The 21,549-nt window shown below is 53.8% G+C and carries 21 protein-coding genes; 13 read left to right on the forward strand and 8 right to left on the reverse strand.

Annotated features, from left to right (window positions below):
* Positions 1–260: 260 nt before the first annotated feature.
* From MKY74_RS08660 to MKY74_RS08675, 4 genes are all read right to left on the reverse strand, one after another.
* Positions 261–1,193 carry a sensor histidine kinase gene (locus tag MKY74_RS08660; RefSeq protein ID WP_076173451.1) on the reverse strand — a complete coding sequence of 311 codons (933 nt, stop codon included), beginning with the start codon at positions 1,191–1,193 and terminating at the stop codon, positions 261–263.
* Positions 1,194–1,278: 85 nt separating this feature from the next.
* Entirely contained in the window at positions 1,279–2,028 is a 750-nt protein-coding gene (locus tag MKY74_RS08665; RefSeq protein WP_076173450.1) for an ABC transporter permease, read from the reverse strand.
* Positions 2,025–2,945, reverse strand: coding sequence for an ATP-binding cassette domain-containing protein (locus MKY74_RS08670; protein WP_076173449.1), 921 nt, complete (start codon positions 2,943–2,945; stop codon positions 2,025–2,027). The genes MKY74_RS08665 and MKY74_RS08670 overlap by 4 nt, the downstream gene beginning before the upstream one ends.
* Before the next feature lie 201 nt (positions 2,946–3,146).
* Positions 3,147–3,839, reverse strand: coding sequence for a response regulator transcription factor (locus MKY74_RS08675; protein WP_076173448.1), 693 nt, complete (start codon positions 3,837–3,839; stop codon positions 3,147–3,149).
* 437 nt (positions 3,840–4,276) lie between these two features.
* On the opposite strand from MKY74_RS08675, the gene tkt reads away from it, so the two are divergent.
* Complete coding sequence (gene tkt / locus MKY74_RS08680) at positions 4,277–6,319, forward strand: transketolase (RefSeq protein WP_076173447.1); 2,043 nt, start codon at positions 4,277–4,279, stop codon at positions 6,317–6,319.
* A gap of 50 nt (positions 6,320–6,369) precedes the next feature.
* Complete coding sequence (gene ppnP / locus MKY74_RS08685) at positions 6,370–6,687, forward strand: pyrimidine/purine nucleoside phosphorylase (RefSeq protein ID WP_076173446.1); 318 nt, start codon at positions 6,370–6,372, stop codon at positions 6,685–6,687.
* 122 nt (positions 6,688–6,809) lie between these two features.
* Here the strand turns inward: ppnP and MKY74_RS08690 are convergent, their stop codons facing one another.
* Positions 6,810–7,709, reverse strand: coding sequence for an NAD(P)-dependent oxidoreductase (locus MKY74_RS08690; protein WP_076173445.1), 900 nt, complete (start codon positions 7,707–7,709; stop codon positions 6,810–6,812).
* 213 nt (positions 7,710–7,922) lie between these two features.
* Between MKY74_RS08690 and MKY74_RS08695 the strand changes: the two genes are divergently transcribed.
* The 3 genes from MKY74_RS08695 to MKY74_RS08705 all read left to right on the forward strand — a co-directional run bounded on the left by MKY74_RS08695 (position 7,923) and on the right by MKY74_RS08705 (position 10,608).
* On the forward strand, positions 7,923–9,278 hold the full coding sequence (locus tag MKY74_RS08695; RefSeq protein ID WP_076173444.1) for a glucose-6-phosphate isomerase: 1,356 nt from the start codon (positions 7,923–7,925) through the stop codon (positions 9,276–9,278).
* 107 nt (positions 9,279–9,385) lie between these two features.
* Positions 9,386–10,018, forward strand: coding sequence for a YigZ family protein (locus tag MKY74_RS08700; protein ID WP_076173443.1), 633 nt, complete (start codon positions 9,386–9,388; stop codon positions 10,016–10,018).
* Positions 10,019–10,023: 5 nt separating this feature from the next.
* The gene (locus MKY74_RS08705) at positions 10,024–10,608 is read left to right on the forward strand and encodes a TetR/AcrR family transcriptional regulator (RefSeq protein ID WP_076173442.1); all 585 of its coding nucleotides are present in this window, start codon (positions 10,024–10,026) and stop codon (positions 10,606–10,608) included.
* A 173-nt stretch (positions 10,609–10,781) separates the two neighbouring features.
* Here MKY74_RS08705 and MKY74_RS08710 read toward each other — a convergent pair whose 3' ends face one another.
* Together MKY74_RS08710 and MKY74_RS08715 are read right to left on the reverse strand one after the other, a co-directional pair.
* The gene (locus tag MKY74_RS08710; RefSeq protein ID WP_076173441.1) at positions 10,782–11,183 is read right to left on the reverse strand and encodes a secondary thiamine-phosphate synthase enzyme YjbQ; all 402 of its coding nucleotides are present in this window, start codon (positions 11,181–11,183) and stop codon (positions 10,782–10,784) included.
* A 126-nt stretch (positions 11,184–11,309) separates the two neighbouring features.
* A complete protein-coding gene (locus MKY74_RS08715) occupies positions 11,310–11,855 on the reverse strand; it encodes a helix-turn-helix domain-containing protein (RefSeq protein WP_076173440.1) in 546 nt (181 codons plus the stop codon).
* Between the two features lie 299 nt (positions 11,856–12,154).
* Between MKY74_RS08715 and MKY74_RS08720 the strand changes: the two genes are divergently transcribed.
* The 8 genes from MKY74_RS08720 (at position 12,155) to MKY74_RS08755 (ending at position 19,943) form a co-directional block, all read left to right on the forward strand.
* Positions 12,155–13,039 (forward strand): MBL fold metallo-hydrolase, encoded by an 885-nt coding sequence (locus MKY74_RS08720; protein ID WP_076173439.1) that lies wholly within the window; start codon positions 12,155–12,157, stop codon positions 13,037–13,039.
* A gap of 36 nt (positions 13,040–13,075) precedes the next feature.
* On the forward strand, positions 13,076–14,074 hold the full coding sequence (locus tag MKY74_RS08725) for an alpha/beta hydrolase (protein WP_076173438.1): 999 nt from the start codon (positions 13,076–13,078) through the stop codon (positions 14,072–14,074).
* Positions 14,075–14,175: 101 nt separating this feature from the next.
* Positions 14,176–15,087 carry a DMT family transporter gene (locus tag MKY74_RS08730; RefSeq protein ID WP_076173437.1) on the forward strand — a complete coding sequence of 304 codons (912 nt, stop codon included), beginning with the start codon at positions 14,176–14,178 and terminating at the stop codon, positions 15,085–15,087.
* Positions 15,088–15,410: 323 nt separating this feature from the next.
* Complete coding sequence (gene cysT, locus MKY74_RS08735; protein ID WP_076173436.1) at positions 15,411–16,226, forward strand: sulfate ABC transporter permease subunit CysT; 816 nt, start codon at positions 15,411–15,413, stop codon at positions 16,224–16,226.
* A complete protein-coding gene (locus MKY74_RS08740; RefSeq protein WP_076173435.1) occupies positions 16,223–17,020 on the forward strand; it encodes a sulfate ABC transporter permease subunit in 798 nt (265 codons plus the stop codon). The genes cysT and MKY74_RS08740 overlap by 4 nt, the downstream gene beginning before the upstream one ends.
* A gap of 1 nt (position 17,021) precedes the next feature.
* Positions 17,022–18,086, forward strand: a complete 1,065-nt coding sequence (locus tag MKY74_RS08745) for a sulfate/molybdate ABC transporter ATP-binding protein (protein WP_076173434.1) — start codon at positions 17,022–17,024, stop codon at positions 18,084–18,086.
* A 214-nt stretch (positions 18,087–18,300) separates the two neighbouring features.
* A complete protein-coding gene (locus MKY74_RS08750) occupies positions 18,301–19,368 on the forward strand; it encodes a sulfate ABC transporter substrate-binding protein (RefSeq protein WP_076173511.1) in 1,068 nt (355 codons plus the stop codon).
* A gap of 305 nt (positions 19,369–19,673) precedes the next feature.
* Entirely contained in the window at positions 19,674–19,943 is a 270-nt protein-coding gene (locus tag MKY74_RS08755; RefSeq protein ID WP_076173433.1) for a hypothetical protein, read from the forward strand.
* A 73-nt stretch (positions 19,944–20,016) separates the two neighbouring features.
* Here MKY74_RS08755 and MKY74_RS08760 read toward each other — a convergent pair whose 3' ends face one another.
* Positions 20,017–21,279 carry an MFS transporter gene (locus tag MKY74_RS08760; protein WP_076173432.1) on the reverse strand — a complete coding sequence of 421 codons (1,263 nt, stop codon included), beginning with the start codon at positions 21,277–21,279 and terminating at the stop codon, positions 20,017–20,019.
* Positions 21,280–21,549: the final 270 nt, after the last annotated feature.

Below are 21,549 nucleotides of genomic sequence, written 5' to 3' on the forward strand. Positions count from 1 at the left end.
TGGGGGCCTGCTTCGACAGTCTGCCCGCGGTCCGCTCATACGAGCAAATTTCGCGCCGGGGCGGCCAGCATCGATACGGGCGCCATCCTCTGGCGCGGATCCACGCCAAATTTACTCAAACCAAAGAACCCCTTGGAGGCAGGAGGGCTGAGGCCCGCCAGTGAATGCTATTCCAAGGGGTTCTTTTTCATATGAATTTTCAATTACAATATGTGAATTTTCAATTACAATATGTGAATTTTCAATTATAACATCTTCTCTCAGGTAACCGACGTTCCCTGCGAAATCCCGCCGGTGGTAAGCTCCCAGCGGCATGTCATCGTCAGCACGTCCCCGCTTAGCTCGGCGGACAGCCGGCCGCCCATCTTCTCCATCAGGCTGCGGGCGATGGACAGGCCGAGGCCGGTCCCTTTACCGGAGCGCGTTTGGTCGGCTGTATAGAACCGGTCAAACAGCAGGGAGGGATCGGTGCCAGCGAGATGCGGGGCATCATTGCGGATGACCAATACCGCCTCGTTATTTTGCCGCTTCAGCCCGATGCCGACTTCGCCGCGCGTGTGCTTGATCGTATTGAGCAGCAGGTTTTCGATGACCCGTTTGACGGCCGACTCATCCGCGAACCCGATGACCTCCTCTTCAGGAAACTCCAGCAGAGGGGTGATACTGCAGTCGGTGAACTGGTCGTACAGGCTCATGATGACGTCCTGCAGCACCGGGACGAAACGAATGCGTGCCGGCTTTAGCTCGTAATCGGTGGACTCGATCACGGACAGCTCGAAGAAATCGTTCAGCAGCGCCTGCAGACGCTGCGAACGGTGTTTGATCACACTTAAGTAGGCATGCTTTTCTTCGGGACTGAGGTCCTCGGCCTCAAGCAGCTGAATATAGCCGAAGATCGACGTCAGCGGCGTGCGGATATCGTGGGACATGTTGGCGATCGCCTGCTTCAGCTCGTTTTCCGTTCGGCGCTGCAGGGCGCCGCTTTCGGTCACCCGGTCGATCAGACGGTTGATTTCAACCGCAAGCGATTCAAGATCTTTTTCGTAATAAGACAAATCGGTTTTTTTGCCCGATTTGCCTTCGTTGTAGCTCTTCAGCTGGGCGGTTATCCGCCGAAGTTCCCTGCGCATCCGCAGGAGGCGGGCGACGAGCAGAGCAATTACGGCGACAGCGACAATGGTGATGTAGAGCATCGTTTGTCCGCCTCCTTTGGTTAGATGGTTTCCCGCGAAAATAGTTTCACTACCTTGCAGCTCATTGTTGGTATGGGGCTGCTTCTTACTTAATCTCCTTCTTCCGGAAGGCCAGAATGCCCAAAGCTCCAAACATCAGGAACCAAACGACCGGAACCACGACCATGGCGCTGAGTTGTCCACCGCTTCGTTCCATGATCGGCACGTTGTTGACCAGTTTGAAGATGGAGTAGTCGTACAGCGTGCCGATGAAGGGAATGAATCCTCCGGCTCCGGCGAACAGGGAATCAGCCAGCAGGAACAGGATAAACAGGAAGCCGATCGATTTGCCGCTGTCGGTCAGCAAGGTTGAAAACAAGGCGGCAATGCCGGCGAATCCGGCCGCATAGAGTACGGTAAATCCCAGGGCTCGCAGTACAAAAGGAAGCGGTAACGATCCCGCGTCCCCATTTGCGATCACCATCACGGCTGTCGCTACCACAGGCAGGGTGAGCGCAAGCAAGGCCGTACCAACGGTGAAGACCAGCAGCTTTGCGGCGAACAGCCGGATCCGGCTGTTGCCGGAAGAGGCGATGCATTTCATGACGCCGGTCGAATATTCGCTGGAAATAAAGAAACCGGCCAGCAGGGCGGCGGAAAACTTCAGCACATAGGCGTTGCCGGCCAGCACATTTTGCATAAACTCCAGGCTCGTGACTTCCGGCTCGCCGGCGGTATGGTCCATGATGACGAGCAGGGGATACACGATGGCGGCCGCCGCAATGCATAGGAGCAGGGTCCGGAACGAGAGGTCCTTGCGCAGCTTGAACCATTCCGCTTTGATGACGTTGCTCATGGCTGCACACCTCCGATCCGTTTCGTGAAAAACGTCTCCAGGTCTTCGCCTTTCGGCATAAACTGCTCGATCTCCAGGCCGGACGCGGCTAATGCGGTCGATACGCGCCCGGGATGCTCCAAATGATCGTAGAGCTGGATGGACCCGTCCGGCATGATCTCGAATTCCGTGGTGTCCAGACGGTTCTGCAGGACCGATGCCGCCGCGGCGGGGTCGTTGACTTTGATATGAATGAACTGCCGGCATTTCTCCTGCAGTTCCTTGGCCGTCAGCTCCTCGAGCAGGACGCCGCGGTGAATGATGCCGTAATGGGTGGCCAGCAGATGCAGCTCGCTTAAAATATGGCTGGAAATCAGGATGGTGATCCGCCGTTCCTGGTTCAGCCGCTTGAGCAGCTCGCGCATTTCGACGACGCCCATGGGGTCAAGCCCATTGGTGGGCTCGTCCAGAATGAGAAATTCCGGATCACCCAGCAGGGCGATCGCCAGGCCCAGACGCTGCTTCATGCCCAGCGAGAAGTTTTTCGCCTTTTTCCGACCGGTCCCTTCCAGGCCCACCAGTTCGAGCGATCGCTTGACGATATCTTTTCCGGGAATGCCCCGCAGAAGCCGGTTGGCTTCGACGTTCTCCTCCGCCGTCATTTGCGGGAACAGCGCCGGACTTTCAATGATGGACCCGATGCGTTTGCGCGCCTCGTTTGTTTCCGCAGGACCGCTGTATCCGAACAGCTCCACTGAGCCTTCCGTCGGAAAGGCCAGCCCCGCGGCGATGCGGATGAGCGTGGATTTGCCGGCTCCGTTTTGCCCGATGAATCCGTAAATGGACCCCCGTTTGATCGAGAGATTCACCTTATCCAAAGCGATGCCGTTTTTGAACGTTTTGGTGAGATTGGTGGTGCGAAGAACATATTCGCTCATGGTTTTCTCATCAGCCTCCCTCCAGTGATAGGCTCAGTGTATTCCGGAAAGCGTAAGAGAAGTTTAAGGCAATTCTTAAGAAAGGCTTAAGTCTGAAGAGCCGACTGCGGCCGGTACAAGAATGTAGCGGATAACGCTATGCTGTTGAAGGATTTGGCTGTACAGCCCTAAAAGGCAGCGGACCTAAGCTCCACCTGCTTCTCACGGCTTTAGCCGGTAGCCGATCCCCCAGACGGTTTCGATCCATTCCTCGCCGGGGCAAGCCTTGGCCAGTTTGCTGCGCAGATTGCTCATATGTACGTTGACGGTATTGTCATCCCCGAGAAACTCCTCGCCCCAGATGCTTTCATACAGATTGGATTTGGAAAATACCTTTTTGGGCGATGCCATGAGCAGATGAAGGATATCGAATTCGCGGGCGGTCAGGGAAATCGGCTCGCCGTCGGCGTGTACGGTTTTGGCTTCCGGGTCGAGCAGCAAATTTTTATGCGAATAGATAACCGGCTTGGCGGAGTTCGCGGCACGATGGACCCGTCTAAGATGCGAGTCGATGCGTGCAGATACTTCCTCGATGTCGAACGGCTTCGTGATATAGTCGTCGGCACCGCCGCGGAGGGCGGCAATCTTTCCGGACTGGTCGCCCTTGGCGGAAATGATCATCACCGGCGGAGCGCCGTGTTCCCGAACTTCGTTCAGTACTTCTTCGCCGGATAAGCCGGGAAGCATCAAATCCAGAAGGACCATGTCCCAGGGCTGCTGCTTCAAATAAATGAGGGCCTCGGTTCCGGAAAAAGCGGGCTGTGCGGTATATCCGCTGCGGCGGACGATGCTGCAGAGCAGGCGGCTGATGTCGTTGTCGTCTTCCACGACCAGAATGTGCGTATTTCCGTTCATTTGACGTTTTCACCTCGGTTACATGCAGTTGAGTTACGAACTATCATACTCGAAGAAACGGCTGTTTCCAATGGTTTTTGCTGTTTCAGGACCGGACCGTGCGGGTCATAGATGGAAGGGCGCGTCAACCCCCAGGGGTACATGAAAAAAGTTTGAAACTATTGCCAGACGGAGGGAGGGCGAGACTTCGCTCAATTCCGCCCGGCTCTTGGCTTCGGGCGGGATCCGCTGCCCCTTTATCCGATCTGATTTGCTCCGCATAATGACCTTCTTCATGGGGAATGGTGATAAAGGTTATGGAAAAGAAGAAAGGCAAGTGTTATAATAAGTCAAAATGAAACATTCAAGCGGATGTTCTTCTAAGCCGCCGGGTTTTTCCGTGCTTTCAAGTGTGCCCGCTTCATGTTAATTTCCCAGAAATACTGAGGAGGATAACCATGACTGACAAGAATCAAGCGATTGACAAGGCCGAGAACGCGACCATCGATAATCTGTCGATTACGACGATCCGTACCCTCGCGATCGATGCGATCGAGAAAGCCAACTCCGGACATCCGGGTATGCCGATGGGCTCTGCACCAATGGGATACCAGCTGTTCGCAAAGACGATGAACCACAATCCGGAGAATCCGACTTGGATTAACCGCGACCGTTTTGTTCTCTCCGCTGGGCACGGCTCTATGCTGCTGTACAGCCTGCTTCACCTGAGCGGATACGATCTTCCAATGGAAGAACTGAAACAATTCCGTCAATGGGGAAGCCTGACTCCAGGTCACCCAGAGTTCGGTCACACCGCTGGCGTTGACGCAACGACAGGTCCTCTTGGACAAGGCGTGGCTATGGCCGTTGGTATGGCAATGGCTGAAGCACAGCTGGCTGCAACTTACAACAAAGACAACTACAAAGTGGTTGACCACTATACGTACGCGATCTGCGGCGACGGCGACCTGATGGAAGGTATCTCGCATGAGGCTGCTTCTTTGGCGGGCCATCAACAGCTCGGCAAGCTGATCATGCTGTACGATTCCAATGACATTTCCCTCGACGGTAAACTTAACCTGTCCTTCTCCGAAAACGTACAGAAGCGTTTCGAAGCCTACGGATGGCAAGTGCTGCGCGTGGAAGACGGCAACGATCTTCCGGCCATCGAGAAAGCCATTGCGGAAGCACAAGCCGAAACGAGCAAACCGACCCTGATCGAAGTGAAAACCATCATCGGTTACGGAAGCCCGAACAAACAAGGTAAAGGCGGCCATGGCGGTACTCACGGATCCCCGCTGGGTGCGGAAGAAGCCAAGCTGACCAAAGAATTCTACAAATGGGTATACGAAGAAGACTTCTACGTGCCTGAAGAAGTTCGCGCTCATTTCGCGAAAGTGAAAGAACACGGCGTGAAAGTCAACAAAGAATGGAATGAGCAGTTCGAAGCTTACAAGAAAGCTTATCCTGAACTGGCCGTTCAATTCGAAAAGGCTGTTGCCGGCGACCTTGCTGAAGGATGGGATAAAGACCTTCCGAAGTATTCCGTGGAAGACAAAGCCGTATCGACACGCGTTGCTTCCGGTAACGCCCTGAACGGTCTTACAGGCGGCGTACCACAGCTGCTGGGCGGATCCGCCGACCTGGAAAGCTCCACGATGACTCACCTGAACAACCTGGCCAACTTCACGCCTGACAGCCGCGAAGGCCGCAACATCTACTTCGGCGTACGCGAATTCGCGATGGCTGCCGTGATGAACGGTATGATGCTGCATGGCGGAGTGAAAGTATTCGGCGGTACGTTCTTCGTATTTACCGACTACCTGCGTCCGGCGGTTCGTCTGGCTTCCATCATGAAGCTGCCTGTCACTTATGTTCTGACTCATGACAGTATTGCGGTTGGTGAAGACGGTCCTACCCATGAACCGATCGAACAGCTGGCATCGCTGCGCATTATTCCTGGATTGACTGTGATCCGTCCGGCTGACGCCAACGAAACATCGGCTGCCTGGGCTTACACCGTTGAAAATAAAGAGAACCCGGTAGCGCTCGTATTGACGCGCCAAAACCTCCCAATCCTGGCCGCTACGGCTGAGGGCGCACGCGAAGGCATCAAGCGCGGTGCTTATGTAGTAGCTGACGCGAAGAACGGCAAACCTCAAGCGCAAATCATCGCAACGGGTTCCGAAGTACAGCTGGCTGTGAAAGCCGCCGAAGCGCTGTCCAAAGAGGGCATCGAGGTTCGCGTCATCAGCATGCCAAGCTGGGATCTGTTCGAAAAACAAGATCAAGCTTACAAAGATTCCGTCCTGCTGCCTGACGTCAAAGCACGTCTTGCCATCGAAATGGCTTCTCCATTCGGTTGGGAACGCTATGTCGGCGACAAAGGCGACATTCTCGGCATCTCCATCTTTGGCGCATCCGCTCCTGGCAACCGCGTCATCGAAGAATACGGATTTACGGTGGACAATGTAGTCAGCCGTGTCAAAGGGCTGCTGTAAGGTCATAGCCGTTTAATTCATATTTTGAGTTCAAAAGGAGCAGTGAGCACATGTCGCAGTTCAGCAATGCCACCATCGTCAAAGCAGCCAACGTCTATTATGACGGCCAGGTGACCAGCCGCACCGTCATTCTGGAAGATGGTAGCAAGGTTACGCTCGGAATCATGCTTCCGGGCACGTATGAATTTGGGACGGACGGTCCTGAAATTATGGAAATCCTGTCCGGCCACCTGAAGGTCCTTCTTCCCGGTGAAGAATCCTGGCAAGAAATTCAGGGAGCACACACGTTTCACGTGCCTGCCCATTCCAAATTCGCTCTGGAAGTGTTCAGCGTAACCGATTACTGCTGCTCCTACCCGGCGGAGTAACGAAAAAGGGTAAGTCCGTCATCTGGCGGACTTACCCTTTTCTCTCCGGTAAACTCATTTTTTCTGCATAATTTGGAGCCGTTCCATTCAACCTATGGCTGTATATGGAAGGAGCCTGTCCATTATTGCAGCGGCTTGCCGCCGATCGTCTGTCCGATCCATGCTTCATAGCATTTGACGACAGCGGACAGGTCCTCATCTCCGAAGCCCTGCGTCTGCCCGGCTTGAAATAGGCTTTTTGCCAAATTCAGCATCGGGGACGGTACGCCGGTGGCGTCGGTGAGGGAGGAGGCAAGCTTCAAGTCTTTGAGCATCAGCGCAAGGGAGAACTGGTTGCTGAAGTCGTGGTCGATGATCTTCCGGCCTTTCAGGTCCGCGGCCTTGCTGCCGGCCGAACCGAGCTGCACCAGCTCGAGGAAGCTGTCGGCAGGAATGCCGGATTTGGCGGCGATGGCGAAGCCTTCCGCCAAGGCCAGGTTGTTGATGCCGACCATCGTGTTATGGGCGAGCTTGGCAACGGAACCGCTGCCGCTTGGTCCCATATGGATGACCTTCTTGCCCAGCGTATCAAACAGGCCGGATGCGGCTTCAAGCACGGAAGCTTCTCCGCCGACCATAAAAACGAGTGTGCCGTCGATGGCCGCCGGCTTGCTGCCGGTCACCGGTGCGTCGAGGAAATGGGCTCCAAGCTTGTGAACCTCGGCGGCCAGCTCTTTGACGAGCCCCGGGGAAATGGTGCTGCTGTCAATGATGGTGGTACCTTGAGCCAGCGTTTTCAGAATGCCGTCCTCGCCGTAAAACACCTCGCGGATGGAATCGTCATTGCTGACCATTGTGATGACCGCATCCTGTCCTGAGGCCGCTTCGGCAGGAGTGGCGGCTTGGGACGCGCCTTCCCGGACAAGCGCTTCGGCCTTGGAAGCCGTGCGGTTATAGACGGTTACCTCGTAACCTTGTTTTAACAAATTGGAAGCCATGGGCGCTCCCATGGTGCCCAGTCCGATGAAGCCTATTTTTTTCATGAGAATCACCTTTTCCTGTGAGATATAAGCATTCATTAAGTTTACCATGAGGCCATGCGACAATCCATGGGGGGAGAAGTGAAATTGTGGGTGGATAAGCTTCATATTGTCCTTGCCAAATGCAGTGAAATTACAGTATCCTATTCTAAAGCTGTTTTTTTCGGAGCGTAAATAGAATAGAGATGAAGCCAAACTAGGAGGTTTACATTAGATATGTCTACCAAATTAAATTTCGATTACAGTAAGGCGCTCTCCTTTATCGGTCAGCACGAAGTGGATTATCTGGCAGAGCCGATCCGACTCGCTCACGAGCAGCTTCATAACAAGACAGGCGTAGGTTCTGACTTCTTGGGATGGATCGATCTTCCTACCCAATACGACAAGGAAGAATTTGCACGCATCCAGAAAGCAGCAGCGAAAATCCAAAGCGATTCTGACGTTCTGATCGTCATCGGAATCGGCGGATCTTACCTCGGCGCACGCGCCGCGATTGAAGCTCTGTCCCATTCCTTCTATAATGTTTTACCAAAGGACAAGCGCAAGACGCCTGAAGTCTATTTCGCCGGCAACAACATCAGCTCCACTTACGTGGCGCATTTGCTCGATCTGATCGAAGGCAAGGACTTCTCCGTGAACGTCATTTCCAAGTCCGGCACAACGACGGAGCCTGCGATTGCATTCCGTATTTTCAAAGCCGAGCTGGAGAAGAAATACGGCAAGGAAGAAGCCCGCAAGCGTATCTATGCAACAACCGACAAGGAAAGAGGAGCCCTCAAGAAGCTTGCGAATGAAGAAGGCTATGAGTCCTTTATCATTCCGGACGACGTGGGCGGAAGATATTCCGTACTGACTGCAGTTGGCCTGCTGCCAATTGCTACTGCCGGAATCAACATCGAAGAGATGATGCAGGGTGCCGCTGACGCTTCCAAGGAATTCAGCAACCCGAACGTGCATGAGAACCTCAGCTACCAATACGCTGCCGTGCGTAACGCACTGTACCGCAAAGGCAAAGCTATCGAGATTCTCGTGAACTACGAGCCTTCTCTTCACTTCGTATCCGAGTGGTGGAAACAGCTGTACGGCGAAAGTGAAGGCAAGGACTACAAAGGCATTTATCCGGCATCCGTCGACTTCTCGACCGATCTGCACTCCATGGGACAATTCGTTCAGGAAGGCAGCCGCAACATTTTCGAAACCGTCATCCAGGTGGACAATGTAGCGAAGCAAATTACGATCGAAAGCGATCCGGACGATTTGGACGGCCTGAACTTCCTGGCTGGCAAAACGATGGATTTCGTCAACAAAAAGGCCTTCCAAGGCACGATGTTGGCACATACAGACGGACAGGTTCCTAACTTGATCGTAACTGTACCGGATATGACTCCGTATTCCTTCGGATATCTGGTGTACTTCTTTGAAAAGGCGTGCGGTATCAGCGGCTATCTGCTTGGCGTCAATCCGTTTGACCAGCCTGGCGTGGAAGCCTATAAGAAGAACATGTTCGCTTTGCTCGGCAAACCGGGCTATGAGGAAGAAAAAGCGAAGCTGGAAGCAAGACTGTCCGAATAAGAATAACATCAGCAACTTTTGAATAGACATACAAAGCTAGGGAAGCAGTTCACCGGTTAATCAACAGCGGGGGACTGCTTTCTTGGCAAATAAGAAAGGGCATGAACATGATTGATCGCTATCGAACCGTCCGGGGGGCGGGATCCAAGGAAATTGTCATTAAGAAGTCCCGTTTTATCGGCCATGTGAAACCGGTGGACAGCGAAGATGATGCAAACGCTTTTATTGAAGAGATCAAGAAGCTGCACTGGAATGCCACGCATAACTGCTCCGCCTACATGATCGGGGAGAGGGATGAAATCCAGAAGCAGTCGGATGACGGGGAGCCGAGCGGAACGGCCGGCAAGCCGATTCTCGAGGTGATCCGCAATCAAGGGTTGAAAAATGTGGCGATCGTCGTGACCCGGTACTTCGGCGGCATCATGCTGGGGGCGGGAGGACTGATCCGGGCATACACGGACGGTGCTGTGGCGGCGATTGAAGCGGGGGAAGCGATTACGCGCGTGCTTCACCGCGAGATTTTTGTGGAAATCGACTATACCTGGCTGGGGAAGGTCGAGAACGAGCTCCGGGGCCGTGAGGTCCGAATGGGGGAAACGGTGTTTACGGATAAGGTGCGGCTGACGTGCCTGCCGGAAGACCGGGAAGCGGAGACGTTTATGTCGTGGATGGTGGATTTGACGCAGGGGCAATCCCTGATTACGGAGGGCGAAAAGCTTTATTTTATTGAAGGGGAATAAGGTCTATGGCAAGAAGAGCAGTGGAACAGGAGTTGTCGAGGGAGAGGATTCTGGAAGCGGCCAGGCATTTGTTTGTGACCAAGGGATACCGGGCCATTTCTATGCGCAGTATTGGTCAGCATTTAGGTTACAGTCATGGTTCCTTATACTATCATTTCAAGGAAAAGGCAGAATTGTTTTACGCCATCGTGGTTGAGGATTTCAACAATCTCGCTGTACAGCTGAATAAGGTGCTCAAGGTCGCTCCGACCCAGGACTTGACCAAGGTGGAACAGCTCATGCTGGAGTTCATCCGTTTCGGCCTGGACCATCCTTATCAGTACGAGATCATGTTCATGATCCGGGACGAAGAACTGCTGTCCTACTGCCGTTCTGAGCAGGGGCGCTGCTTCGAATTGTTTGCCTCCATGGTGCGCCGTTACATGAACGAGGAGGAGCACGGCCCCGATCATTGCCGCAATCTGCCGTTAACGTTATTTTTGTCCATGCACGGATTCATATCGTATTACATCCAGGATCGCGTGACTTTTGAGGAGATCAAACCCGCGGCCATCACGCATGTGAAGATATGCTGCCGCAGTCTGCGGTAATTTTTTTAGATACTTACTTTATAACGGTGAATTGGTATTGCGCCAACGTATAAATGCTGTGGTGAGTGTGAGCGCAGCTGAAAAAAATAAGGTGAAGGGGAGGGCATGCAGAAATGCCTCACACCCCGACACCTGTTTTGTCATGCGTGCTTTTTGGGATACGGCGGGCATCCTTATCCCTCCATAATTTTTACATGGTATTGTCTGCGGCGCGGCCCGTCGAACTCGCAAAAATAAATCCCCTGCCAGCGTCCGAGCAGCAGCTCACCTTCCGTAATGATCACGGTCTGCGAAGGTCCGCAGGTGATCGACTTCAAATGGGAAGCCGTGTTGCCTTCAGCGTGGCGGTATTTTGGATGCTCCCACGGATACACCTCATCCAAACGCAGCAGCACATCATGCCTCACGTCCGGATCGGCGTTTTCATTAATGGCGATGCCGGCGGTCGTGTGCGGGCAGTAAATCAGCACCGTCCCCTCCTTGACCCCGCTTTGATGAACCAGCGAGATAATCTCGCGGGTAATATCCCTCATTTCGTCCCGTGACGCAGTACTTAATTCAAGGGTATGCAGCATGTCGTATGTCTCCTTTCCTAAAGTGTATTTTACCTAATATTGGACATGTTATAAGCCTATGATACAGCTGCTGCGCCCTAATCACAATGAACGGGCGGGCCTATTCCTCCACAGGATAAAGTTAATCTAGAAAGAAGCTGGAGAGGGAACGGCAATCAGCAGCGTCTCCCCCTCGGCGATATTTTTGTAACTATGCGGCGTTCGGGCATCGTAATAAATGCTGTCGCCTTCTTCGAGCGTGAACCGTTCATTTCCAAGGATGAACTCCAATCGTCCGGTATGGATAAAAAGAAACTCTTCCCCTTCGGGATGGCCAACGCTGACGTCCCCTGATGTTGCGCCTTTTTCGAGAACTCCCCAAATCGGTCCCATCTTATTGCCGCTTCCATGACTGAGAGCATACCAAGTTATTCTGGAACCCTCGGAGTGAACGAGAGGTTTTCGTTCGTTTTTTCTGATGACGATGCTTCGTTTCTCCTCGCCAAACAGATCGGTAAAATTCACACCCAGAGCGTTTGCTATACGCTTGAGAACGCTTAGGGATGGATTCACTTTGTCGCGTTCGATTTCACTGAGAAAAGACAAAGAGATGGAGGCCATGGTGGAAACCTCTTTGAGCGTCAATTTTTGTTTTTTTCTCGTATTTCGAATAGTATCGCCGATTGAATTCATCTGAAGTCCCCCTCAACTGAAAATTTCGCTGTGAACGTAATTTTTACGTGTATCATATCGGATATTTGCAGTGGTATCAAGCACTTTGAAGCAGAGCGAATTACGCTGTAAAACCGTTGAAATATCAGGGGTTAAGAACTACTATTATATCAAGGTTGATGTGCAGTATCATACCCGGGTATTTACGAATTCCTTCAACCATTTCCATATTGAGCGAAATTTTCGGGATGCTTTCAGATCCCATTATAATAGTTGTCTCGAACGATCTACGATTTAGAAAGAAAACCGGAGGATTTCAAATGAACAAAGTCTATCAAGTAGGCGACGCAACCGTAACCCGTGTCACGGAAATGACGCTGAGCGGCGTCCCGCCGGAAATTTATTTTGCGGGCTCGTGGGACCCGGCGTTTCTGGAAAAGAATCGGGATACCCTTCCCGCCGGCCTAATCGACGGGGATTCTCAGCTTGTCGTTAGTATTGGAACTTGGGTCGTGAAGACTCCGGACCATACGATCCTTATCGATACAGCCACGGGAAATGATAAAAATCTTCCGTATAATCCGGAATTGTCCAATCTAAAGCTGCCGTATCTTGATCGTCTCCTGGAGGCGGGGGTTACGCCGGAAGACGTGGACTATGTCCTGTTGACGCATTTGCATGTGGATCATGTCGGCTGGAATACAAGGCTTGCAGGCGGTAATTGGGTACCGACGTTCCCGAACGCCACCTATGTATTTCCGCTTTCGGAACAACAATATTACTCCAGCCCGGCCAGCCATAATAAAGAAAACGAACCTAACTTTAACGTATACGAAGAGAGCGTTTTGCCTGTCGTCGAAGCTGGACTGGTGAAGACAATTCCTCCAGAGGGGGGAGAGTTCCTCGATATGTTCAAATTTATTCCGACTCCCGGCCATAGCATCGGTCAAATGTCGATCAGCCTCACGTCCGGCGGAGAAGAAGCTTTGTTCGGTGCTGACGTGATGCACCATCCGTTTCAGGTATATCATCCCGAGTGGAATTCCATGTATTGCGAATTCACGGAACAAGCACGCGTTTCCCGGCGCAGGGTATTGGAGTATGTCGCGGATCGGCCCATCATTTATTTCAGTACCCATTTTCCGGGGAGTTCTGCGGGGTACGTGACTCGTGACGGCAACGGATTCAAATGGGAATTCATCTAATAAATTTACCTAATCACATTGAAAGGTGCTGACACCATGACGACAAACGATTTTAGGCACGATACACCGATTTTGACCGAAGACCACCGTATCCCCAGCGATACGTCCGGAATCGAACTTTATGTACGCAACAAACGTCCGGCTTCCATGAACACGTTCACGAACGAGAAAACGATTGTCATGGTTCACGGTGCCACATATCCGATTGGCAGTTTGTATGACGTTGAATTGGATGGTTTCACGTTCTTGGACTATTTGGCAAGCCATGGTTACGACGTGTATGCCGTGGATGTACGCGGCTATGGAGGCTCGACGAGACCCCCGGAGATGGAGCAGCCCGCTGACTCCAACCCTCCGCTGGTTCGCACGGAAACGGGAGTTCGGGACTTAGGCTCGGCGGTAAACTTCGTTTTAAAACATCGAAATTTATCGAAGGTCAACGTTCTGGGAATGTCCTGGGGCGGAACGGTTGCCGGGGCGTATACGAGCCGAAACAACGATAAAGTAAACAAGCTTATTCTGGTCGCACCTCAGTGGCTGAGCACGAAACCGGTCCCTATCGATAACGGAGGTCCCCTCGGCTCCTATCGTCTCGTTCCGGTCGGAAGCACGAAGGAACGCTGGCTAAGCGCTGCCCCTGAAGATAAACGCAACGATTTGATTCCGGAAGGCTGGTTCGAACAATGGACCGAAGCAACGTTAGCTTCCGATCCGGGAAGCCAAAGCGTCCATCCGGGACATATCCGGGCGACCAATGGGCCGATTCTGGACATCCGTGAATACTGGACGGCTAACAGAGCTTTTTATGAGCCCAAGGAGATCACGGTGCCTGTCCTTCTTGTTCACGCGGAATGGGACATCGATGTGCCTCTTGATTTGGCGCAAAACTTTTTCACGTCACTGACCGGCGCCGTTTATCGCCGCTGGGTAGAGATTGGGGAAGGAACGCACATGGTGCTGCTGGAGAAGAACAGGATGCAGGCTTTCCAAGCGATCCGCAGCTTCCTGGACGAATCGTACATCCCGTCGAAATAACCCGGGTACAGTGCCCGAAGTTTCATATGCCTAAAACGAGGCCTGCGGCATGCTGCCGCAGGCTTTTTTCGTACCCACTTTTTTGAAAGAAGGCGAATCGTTTGCGATCCTATCTGCTTCTATTGTTTTGCGCATCACTCTACGGTAGCAACTTTGTACTGGGCTCGCTTTTACTGCAAGCATTTCCAGCGCTGCATCTATCGGCCTATCGGCTTGCCGTCTCCTCGGTGTTCCTGCTCGTTTATTTGATTGTGACCCGCCGATGGGTGCGGGTTTCGCTGCGGGATGCCGTGTACTTCATACCGTATGCTCTAGTGGGGATGCTGCTGCATCAAGTCACCTTCTTTACGGGGCTGCGCACGGTCGATGCGACGACGGCTTCATTGATATTATCATTATCACCGATTTGTACCGCGCTGTTTGCCCGCTTGTTTCTGAAGGAACCGTTTACGCTTCGGATGACGATGGGGTCGGTCGTCGCCTTTGCCGGTGTCTTTTTCGTTGTAGTAAATGGCGCAGGTTTTATGCTTCGCATCTCGTCCGGGATTGGATGGATGCTGATTTGCATGCTGGCATTTTCAGGGTCTGTCGTTCTCATGAAAAAGCTGACAGAGCGCATCGAACCGCTTGTGGCAACGGCTTACTCTACGATGCTGGGCTTTATTGCGGTACTCCCGGTATCGATCTGGATCGAACCGCATGCTGAGATTCGTCCACACTATGTATGGTGGCTTGTCTTAATTGGGTCCGCGCTGCTTATCCAAGGATTATGCGCCGTCGTCTGGAACGCTCAAATTCACCAGGTAGGTGCCGCGACCGCGTCCCTGTTTCTGAATTTGCAGCCATTTGTTGCGATGGTGTCAGGCTACTTCATTCTAGGTACGCCGATCAGCTACATACAAGTTGCGGGATCGGTGTTGATTATTTGCGGCGTCATCCTGGCAACCTTCCAAAGACGTTCGAAAAGAACTGCGCATGCCGATCAACTCCATATGTCCGTGGTGAAGCGATAACAGAGTGGAGTGCTGGGAGTTCCATCGCCGACGGTCTCGATGAGGCAAAGGATCATCACGGTTAGACCTTGGCTTTGCCCCGAAACGGGCCGAATGTTCTGGACTGAAAAATGCAGAGCCTGCACTCGTGCAGGCTCTTTTCTTTGCGGCGTAAACGGAGACTGGAAATAAATCTATTTTTGTATTGACGGTGTGAGACAGTTTTTGGTAAAGTACTGATAAGCAAAAACCAAGTAGTCAAATAGGAATAATTTAATCTATAATGGAAATCATCAATCGTCAAGCGCCGACCGGGCCGATTCCCGGAGGCAGGGAGGGGTCAAGTGAATACACTGCTGCGACATAAAGGCTGGACCTGGGGTTTTCGAAGCACCGTTCTTCTTTATTTTGTACTGCTGGTCGTGCTCCCTTTGCTGGGAGTGTATTATCATTCGTTCTCGCTGGGATGGAGCGCTTTTGCCGAAAGCGTGAAAGACCCGATCGCGTGGAAATCCGTGCTCCTTACGCTGAAATTGGCCCTCGTGGCCACGATGATTAACGTTCTGATCGGTACGATGATCGGCTGGGTGATCGTCCGCTACCGTTTTCCGGGCAGATCGCTGCTGAACAGTCTGGTGGATCTCCCGTTTGCCCTGCCGACCGCGGTCGGGGGCCTCATGATTCTGCTTCTGCTCGGACCGGGCAGCCTGATCGGCGGAGCCGCCGAGGCGCTCGGCTTTGAAATCGTGTTCCATCAGCCGGCGATCGTCATCGCCATGGTGTTCGTCACGTTTCCTTTCGTCATCCGCGCGGTGCAGCCGCTGCTGGAGGAGATCGATCCTTCCGAGGAGGAGGCGGCGCGGACACTGGGGGCTTCGGGCACCAAAATCTTTTTCCAAGTCGTGCTGCCATCCATGCTGCCGGGTATGCTCAGCGGAGGAATGCTGGCCTTCTCCCGGGCGTTGGCGGAGTTTGGGGCTGTCGTGCTCGTGGCCGGCAACATCCCGGGCCGGACGCTGATCGCCTCCGTGTTTATTTACGGGGAGGTTGAGAGCGACAATACTGCCGGGGCCGCCGCCGTGTCGATTCTGCTGCTGACGCTGTCTTTTGTCATACTCTGGGTCGTGAATTTTGTGCAGACGAAGGGGAAGAGAGCATGAAGAAACTGTGGATTACGCTGACATACCTGGTCTTTTTCCTGCTGCTGATCGCTCCCCTCGGCAAAATGGTCATGGGTGCCTTCGAAGGTGGTTTGGGCGGTCTGGGCGATGCCCTGGCAAGGCCTGAGGCGCTGCACGCCCTGATGATGACCGGGCTCATCGTCGTCACTGTGACGGTGCTGAACACGCTGCTTGGCATGATGATGGCTATCTATCTCGTTCGCGGCAGCTGGATGAGCGGCGGGCTCCGGCGGTTTCTGAACAGCATCGTCGACCTGCCGTATGCGGTGTCCCCCGTGATTGGGGGGCTGATGATCGTGCTCCTGCTGGGGCCGGGAAGCGCGGTGGGGACCTTTTTCGAAGATATTGGCTTTAAAATCGTGTACGCCTTTCCGGGGATGGTCATTGCTACGCTGTTCGTCACTTTTCCGCTCATGGTGCGCGAGGTGATGCCGGTGCTGCAGGAGATCGGGGCTCAGCAGGAAGAAGCCGCCTCGACGCTGGGAGCTTATGGTTGGACGACGTTCTGGAAAGTAACCTGGCCGTCGATCCGCTGGGCGGTTATTTACGGCATCGTGCTGACGGTGGCGCGCTCGCTGGGCGAGTTCGGAGCGGTACTCGTCGTATCGGGTAATATCATTAACAGGACCCAAACGGCGACGACACTGGTATACCAGGACGTGGAAAATTTCAATGTCATTTCGGCCAACAGCGTTGCGCTGGTTCTGGCTGCTTTTTCGGTAAGTCTGCTCCTCCTGATGGAATGGGCCAAAAAAAGAAGGGAAGTGCGCTGATATGCATGTGGAAGTTCGCGGATTGAACAAGCATTTTGGTGATTTTCATGCCGTAAAGGATGTGCATTTTGGGATTGAAAAGGGCCACCTGATCGGTCTGCTCGGGCCGAGCGGCGGCGGCAAAACGTCGATTCTGCGGATGCTTGCGGGGCTGGAGACGCCGGACAGCGGGGAAATCCGCTTCCACGGAGAGCTGGTCAACGCGCTTCCGCCGCAGGAGCGGGGCATCGGCTTTGTGTTTCAGAACTACGCGCTGTTTAAGCATATGACGGTGTTCGACAATATTGCTTTTGGACTGAAAGTGAAGAAAACGCCGAAGTCGCAGATCAAGGACCGGGTCATGGAGCTGGTCGAGCTGACCGGGCTGGCGGGTTTTGAGAAGCGTTATCCGCAGCAGCTCTCCGGCGGGCAGCGTCAGCGGGTCGCCTTTGCCCGGGCGCTCGCGCCGGAGCCGCAGCTGCTGCTGCTGGATGAGCCGTTTGCGGCGATCGACGCCAAGATCCGGCAGGAGCTCCGTTCCTGGCTCAGGGAGCTGATCGAGCGGGTGGGCATCACGTCGATCTTCGTGACGCATGACCAGGACGAGGCGATCGAGGTAGCTGACGAAATTATGATCATTAATCAGGGACGCCTGGAGCAAAAGGGCACCCCGTGGGATATTTACAAGGAGCCGAAGACGCCGTTCGTCGCGACCTTTATCGGGGAGTCCACCGTGGTGGAGAATGCGCGTGAGCTGAAAGGCTTCGAGGAAGCTGCCGGGGGCAGCGGTACCCGGGCGCTCATCCGGCCGGAGTACATCGAAGTCGGCGGGCCCGACGAATTCCGGGTGCTGTCCGCGACGGAGGAAGGCATCGTGCGCCATCTGCATTTCCGCGGCAGCGAGTGGATGGTGGAGGTCGAAGTCGGCAGCCACAAGCTGATGACGTACCGATCGCTGGAGAAGGATACGCTGCAGCCGGGACAGCCGGTACGGGTGCTGGTGCACCGCGCCTACCTGTTCAACGATGAGCGCAGCTGGATCGAAGAAAACCGGCTTAAGGTGGACCCGATGCCGGTCATTATTTAAAGGGATCGGAGTATCGCTTATTTGAAACCTTATATTGGTCCTCTGAAAATACTTACTTTTAGCACGGATACTTCCGTAATTTAGAGATGACACAGCCATACCGCTTCTGTGAAGATCATCGGTATTACGATTCCAGCCTGCCCTCCGGCAGGCTGATGCGGCAAACACGGCAAGTTTCAGCCTAAAGGAGTGGCAGACGATGCGAAAGCAGACGATGCAAAATCACGATAGAAAGCCGGCACTCCGCCCGGGTCTTCTCGGCGCTCTGCTGCTGGCCTGCATTCTCGTCTTTACCGGCTGCAGCAAGGATGCTCCGGTGAATGGCACCGTATCAGCAGCGGGCGGCGACGTCACCCTGGTGATCGGCGCGTACAGCGTGGCGAAGGATGCGATGGCCGACATCCTGCCGAAGTTTCAGCAGGAGTGGAAGGAGAAGACCGGGCAGACGGTCAAATTCCAAGAGTCCTATGAGGCGTCGGGAACCCAGGCGCGGGCGATTGCCGGCGGCTTTGAGGCCGACGTCACGCTGCTCGCGATGGAGGGAGACGTCGATAAGCTCGTCAGCGCGGGGCTCATCGATAAGGACTGGAAGACAAAACATCCGGATCAAGGCATGGTCACCCGGTCCATCGTCGTGCTGGGCACGCGGGAAGGGAATCCGCTGGGGATCAAGGATTTTCAGGACCTGACCAAGCCGGGGGTCAAAGTGCTGTACCCCAACCCGAAGACTTCGGGCGGGGCGCAGTGGGACATCAATGCGATTTACGGCGCAGGTCTGAAAGCTTCGGAGCAGCAGGGTCACAAGGATCCGGCCGCGGCCAAAGCCTTCCTGGAGCAGGTCCACAAGAACGTGGAGTCGCTCGACAAGAGCGGCCGGGCGTCTATGGCGGCGTTCGAGTACGGCGTGGGCGATGTCATCGTCACGTACGAGAATGAGCTTCTGGCGCGAATTCAGCAAGGCGTCAAATACGACGTCGTCATCCCGGAGAACACGATTCTGATCGAGAATCCGGCCGCCGTCGTGGACGCTTTTGCCAAGAAGCACGGCACCACCAAGGTGGCCGAAGCGTTCGTGAAGTACCTGTGGAGCAAGGAAGCACAGGAAATCTTCGCCGCACACGGCTTCCGGCCCGTCGACGATGAGGTGCTGAAGGTCAATGCGGCCAAGTACCCGGTGCCGAAAGGGCTGTTTGATATCAACTACCTCGGCGGCTGGGATGAGGTGCGCAGCACGCTCTACTCCAAGCGGGGTGTGTGGTACCAGGTGCTGGCGGGGATTTGAGTGGCAGAAATCGGAGCAGGGTTTTAGCAGGCGACCGCTTGGCGGGGGCCTGCTTTTTTGTGTGCCAAGGGGATTGGCTGGCAGAATAGTAATGTGGGAGTAACCGTTATGTGGGCTGATCCCGGACAAGTTGATCCGAAAACTAGAGTCTGACATTTTTATGAATAAGGGAATTGTTGGAAATATAGTTCTATGTTAAAGTTAAAAGTAAAGTTGGATTAATGATAAAGACCAGTCGGAAAATAGGGTTAGACAATAGTCAGTTGGAACTGTCCTATAAACCAGACGGAAGGAGCGGTTATTCCTTGGTAAAAGGTGTTTCGCGGTACCTGTACAGTGCAGCACTGTTTACGTTTTTGGCCGTACTGTGGATATTCTGTAGCAAAATGCTGGTCGGTTATGTGAATGAATCGGATTCGCCGATGCGGTTTGTAATTCATATTGTGGGCGTGATGCTTTTCTTCAGTGTGGTGCGCCGAGTCAAAATCAGCTTCGGCAGCGATAAAATGATCAATACGATCGGGAACATATGCTTTATTGGGGTTACCGTGGCTGCGGCGTTGACGATTTATTAGTAAGAACCAGTTACATACTGGCCCCTTCCTTTATGGGAAGGGGCTTTCTTCTTTTTTAAGTAAAGCCCGGCCATCAGCCGGGCATTTCAACGTTCATCTCCTGCTGCTGGTGCCTGCGGCTGAGCGAAGGCAGGACGGCGAGGTAATAGACGCTGACGATAAAGATGCTGGCCGCCAGAATCCAGTACAGTGCGGTGACGGATACCAGGCCGGGGAAGGCGACGGCCAGAAATCCGAGCGCGATCGCCTGGCCGGTCGTGTTGAGCGGCTCGATCCAGGCGCTGACGCGGCCCATGCTTTGGGGCTCGACGAGCTCCGGCAGCCATCCGCCCAGCACAACGTTGATCGGAGCGAGGATCACACCGAGCAGCACCATCGTGCCCAGGTACAGCTGAATGTGGTGGAAACCGCCGGCGACCAGCGTAATGATGCCGATGAGGAACAATCCGGTGATCAGCACGCCGACTTTACCGATCTTTTTGATAAGCAGGGTGCTGATTGCGCTGCCGACCAGGTAGCCGATCCCGAGGAATACCATTACTAAAGGTGTGTACACCTCGTAGTGCTCCGGACTAAGCTTGTATTTCATTGTAAAGAGGGGCAGGATCGAAAACACGCCGTTGACGATGCCGAAGAAGAAAAAGCCGAGAATTATCGCCAGCAGCAGGCGCGAACGGACGATGTATTGAAAGCCCATGCCGAAGTCGGCGGCGATGCTTTTCAGATTCAGGTCTTTCAAGCGTACTTTGCCGTTAGGCTGGGAGACATGCTGCGGGAAACGGCATGACATGAGAAGCAGGGCGGAGATGACGAAGCTGGCCATGTCGATCAGAATGGCGCCTTCAATGCCGAGGTAATAGTAAGCTGCCGATCCGAGGCTCATGCCGAAGAGCATGAATACGCCCGAGATGGACATGTTCAGGCTGGACGCCTGCACGTACTGTTCAGGTTTCATGACCCCCTGGAGCAGGCTCATTTCGGCGGGTGCAAAAAACTTCGAGATGGCGCTGCGCAGAAATAGAAGGGCAAACGCCCCGACGATCCAGTTTTCATAAATCGCGAGCAGCAGGACCAGGGAGAGGACCGCGCGGATCCAGTCGCTGTTGACGGCGATGCGTTTGCGGTCGAGTCGGTCGGCAAGCACGCCGACGAACAGGAACACGACCAGCGTCGGCAGAGAATACATCAGCTCGGCTAACGTGGCGTAAGCGGGCTGGCTGCTGAAGCGGTCGACGAGATAAAAGGCGAAAGCCATGCTGCCAACCATTGACCCAAGCTGGGACGCGAAGTTGGCCAAAAACATTTTAACAAATGTGGCATTGCGGAAAAGCTCCATGCGGGTGACCTCGTTTCTTCTAAATTTTACGGTACAAATATGGCGAACTTGAGTGGTTGATGGACTTCTCCCAGGCACCGGGCACCCGCATCATGCGGTTCATCCGATCATCTTTGTCCGGCTTGCGCCGGTCAGGGGCAGTTTTAACAGCGGTGCCTGATGCGTCCGTCGTTCGCAGCTTTGATCTCAGTGTACTCGAATAAGCGGCCGGCTTAAATCGCCGCTGGTATGATTTTGTAGTCGGTCTCTGGACCGAGAACTCTCGGAAAG

Source organism: Paenibacillus sp. FSL R5-0378 (assembly GCF_038009285.1).
GTDB lineage: Bacteria > Bacillota > Bacilli > Paenibacillales > Paenibacillaceae > Paenibacillus_AQ > Paenibacillus_AQ favisporus.

What these genes read in the sequence shown, in the direction of transcription:
- MKY74_RS08660 (WP_076173451.1), bottom strand. Translation starts at nt 1,193, where the DNA reads ATGCTCTACATCACCATTGTCGCTGTCGCCGTAATTGCTCTGCTCGTC.
- MKY74_RS08665 (WP_076173450.1), bottom strand. Translation starts at nt 2,028, where the DNA reads ATGAGCAACGTCATCAAAGCGGAATGGTTCAAGCTGCGCAAGGACCTC.
- MKY74_RS08670 (WP_076173449.1), bottom strand. Translation starts at nt 2,945, where the DNA reads ATGAGCGAATATGTTCTTCGCACCACCAATCTCACCAAAACGTTCAAA.
- MKY74_RS08675 (WP_076173448.1), bottom strand. Translation starts at nt 3,839, where the DNA reads ATGAACGGAAATACGCACATTCTGGTCGTGGAAGACGACAACGACATC.
- tkt (WP_076173447.1), top strand. Translation starts at nt 4,277, where the DNA reads ATGACTGACAAGAATCAAGCGATTGACAAGGCCGAGAACGCGACCATC.
- ppnP (WP_076173446.1), top strand. Translation starts at nt 6,370, where the DNA reads ATGTCGCAGTTCAGCAATGCCACCATCGTCAAAGCAGCCAACGTCTAT.
- MKY74_RS08690 (WP_076173445.1), bottom strand. Translation starts at nt 7,709, where the DNA reads ATGAAAAAAATAGGCTTCATCGGACTGGGCACCATGGGAGCGCCCATG.
- MKY74_RS08695 (WP_076173444.1), top strand. Translation starts at nt 7,923, where the DNA reads ATGTCTACCAAATTAAATTTCGATTACAGTAAGGCGCTCTCCTTTATC.
- MKY74_RS08700 (WP_076173443.1), top strand. Translation starts at nt 9,386, where the DNA reads ATGATTGATCGCTATCGAACCGTCCGGGGGGCGGGATCCAAGGAAATT.
- MKY74_RS08705 (WP_076173442.1), top strand. Translation starts at nt 10,024, where the DNA reads ATGGCAAGAAGAGCAGTGGAACAGGAGTTGTCGAGGGAGAGGATTCTG.
- MKY74_RS08710 (WP_076173441.1), bottom strand. Translation starts at nt 11,183, where the DNA reads ATGCTGCATACCCTTGAATTAAGTACTGCGTCACGGGACGAAATGAGG.
- MKY74_RS08715 (WP_076173440.1), bottom strand. Translation starts at nt 11,855, where the DNA reads ATGAATTCAATCGGCGATACTATTCGAAATACGAGAAAAAAACAAAAA.
- MKY74_RS08720 (WP_076173439.1), top strand. Translation starts at nt 12,155, where the DNA reads ATGAACAAAGTCTATCAAGTAGGCGACGCAACCGTAACCCGTGTCACG.
- MKY74_RS08725 (WP_076173438.1), top strand. Translation starts at nt 13,076, where the DNA reads ATGACGACAAACGATTTTAGGCACGATACACCGATTTTGACCGAAGAC.
- MKY74_RS08740 (WP_076173435.1), top strand. Translation starts at nt 16,223, where the DNA reads ATGAAGAAACTGTGGATTACGCTGACATACCTGGTCTTTTTCCTGCTG.
- MKY74_RS08745 (WP_076173434.1), top strand. Translation starts at nt 17,022, where the DNA reads ATGCATGTGGAAGTTCGCGGATTGAACAAGCATTTTGGTGATTTTCAT.
- MKY74_RS08750 (WP_076173511.1), top strand. Translation starts at nt 18,301, where the DNA reads ATGCAAAATCACGATAGAAAGCCGGCACTCCGCCCGGGTCTTCTCGGC.
- MKY74_RS08760 (WP_076173432.1), bottom strand. Translation starts at nt 21,279, where the DNA reads ATGGAGCTTTTCCGCAATGCCACATTTGTTAAAATGTTTTTGGCCAAC.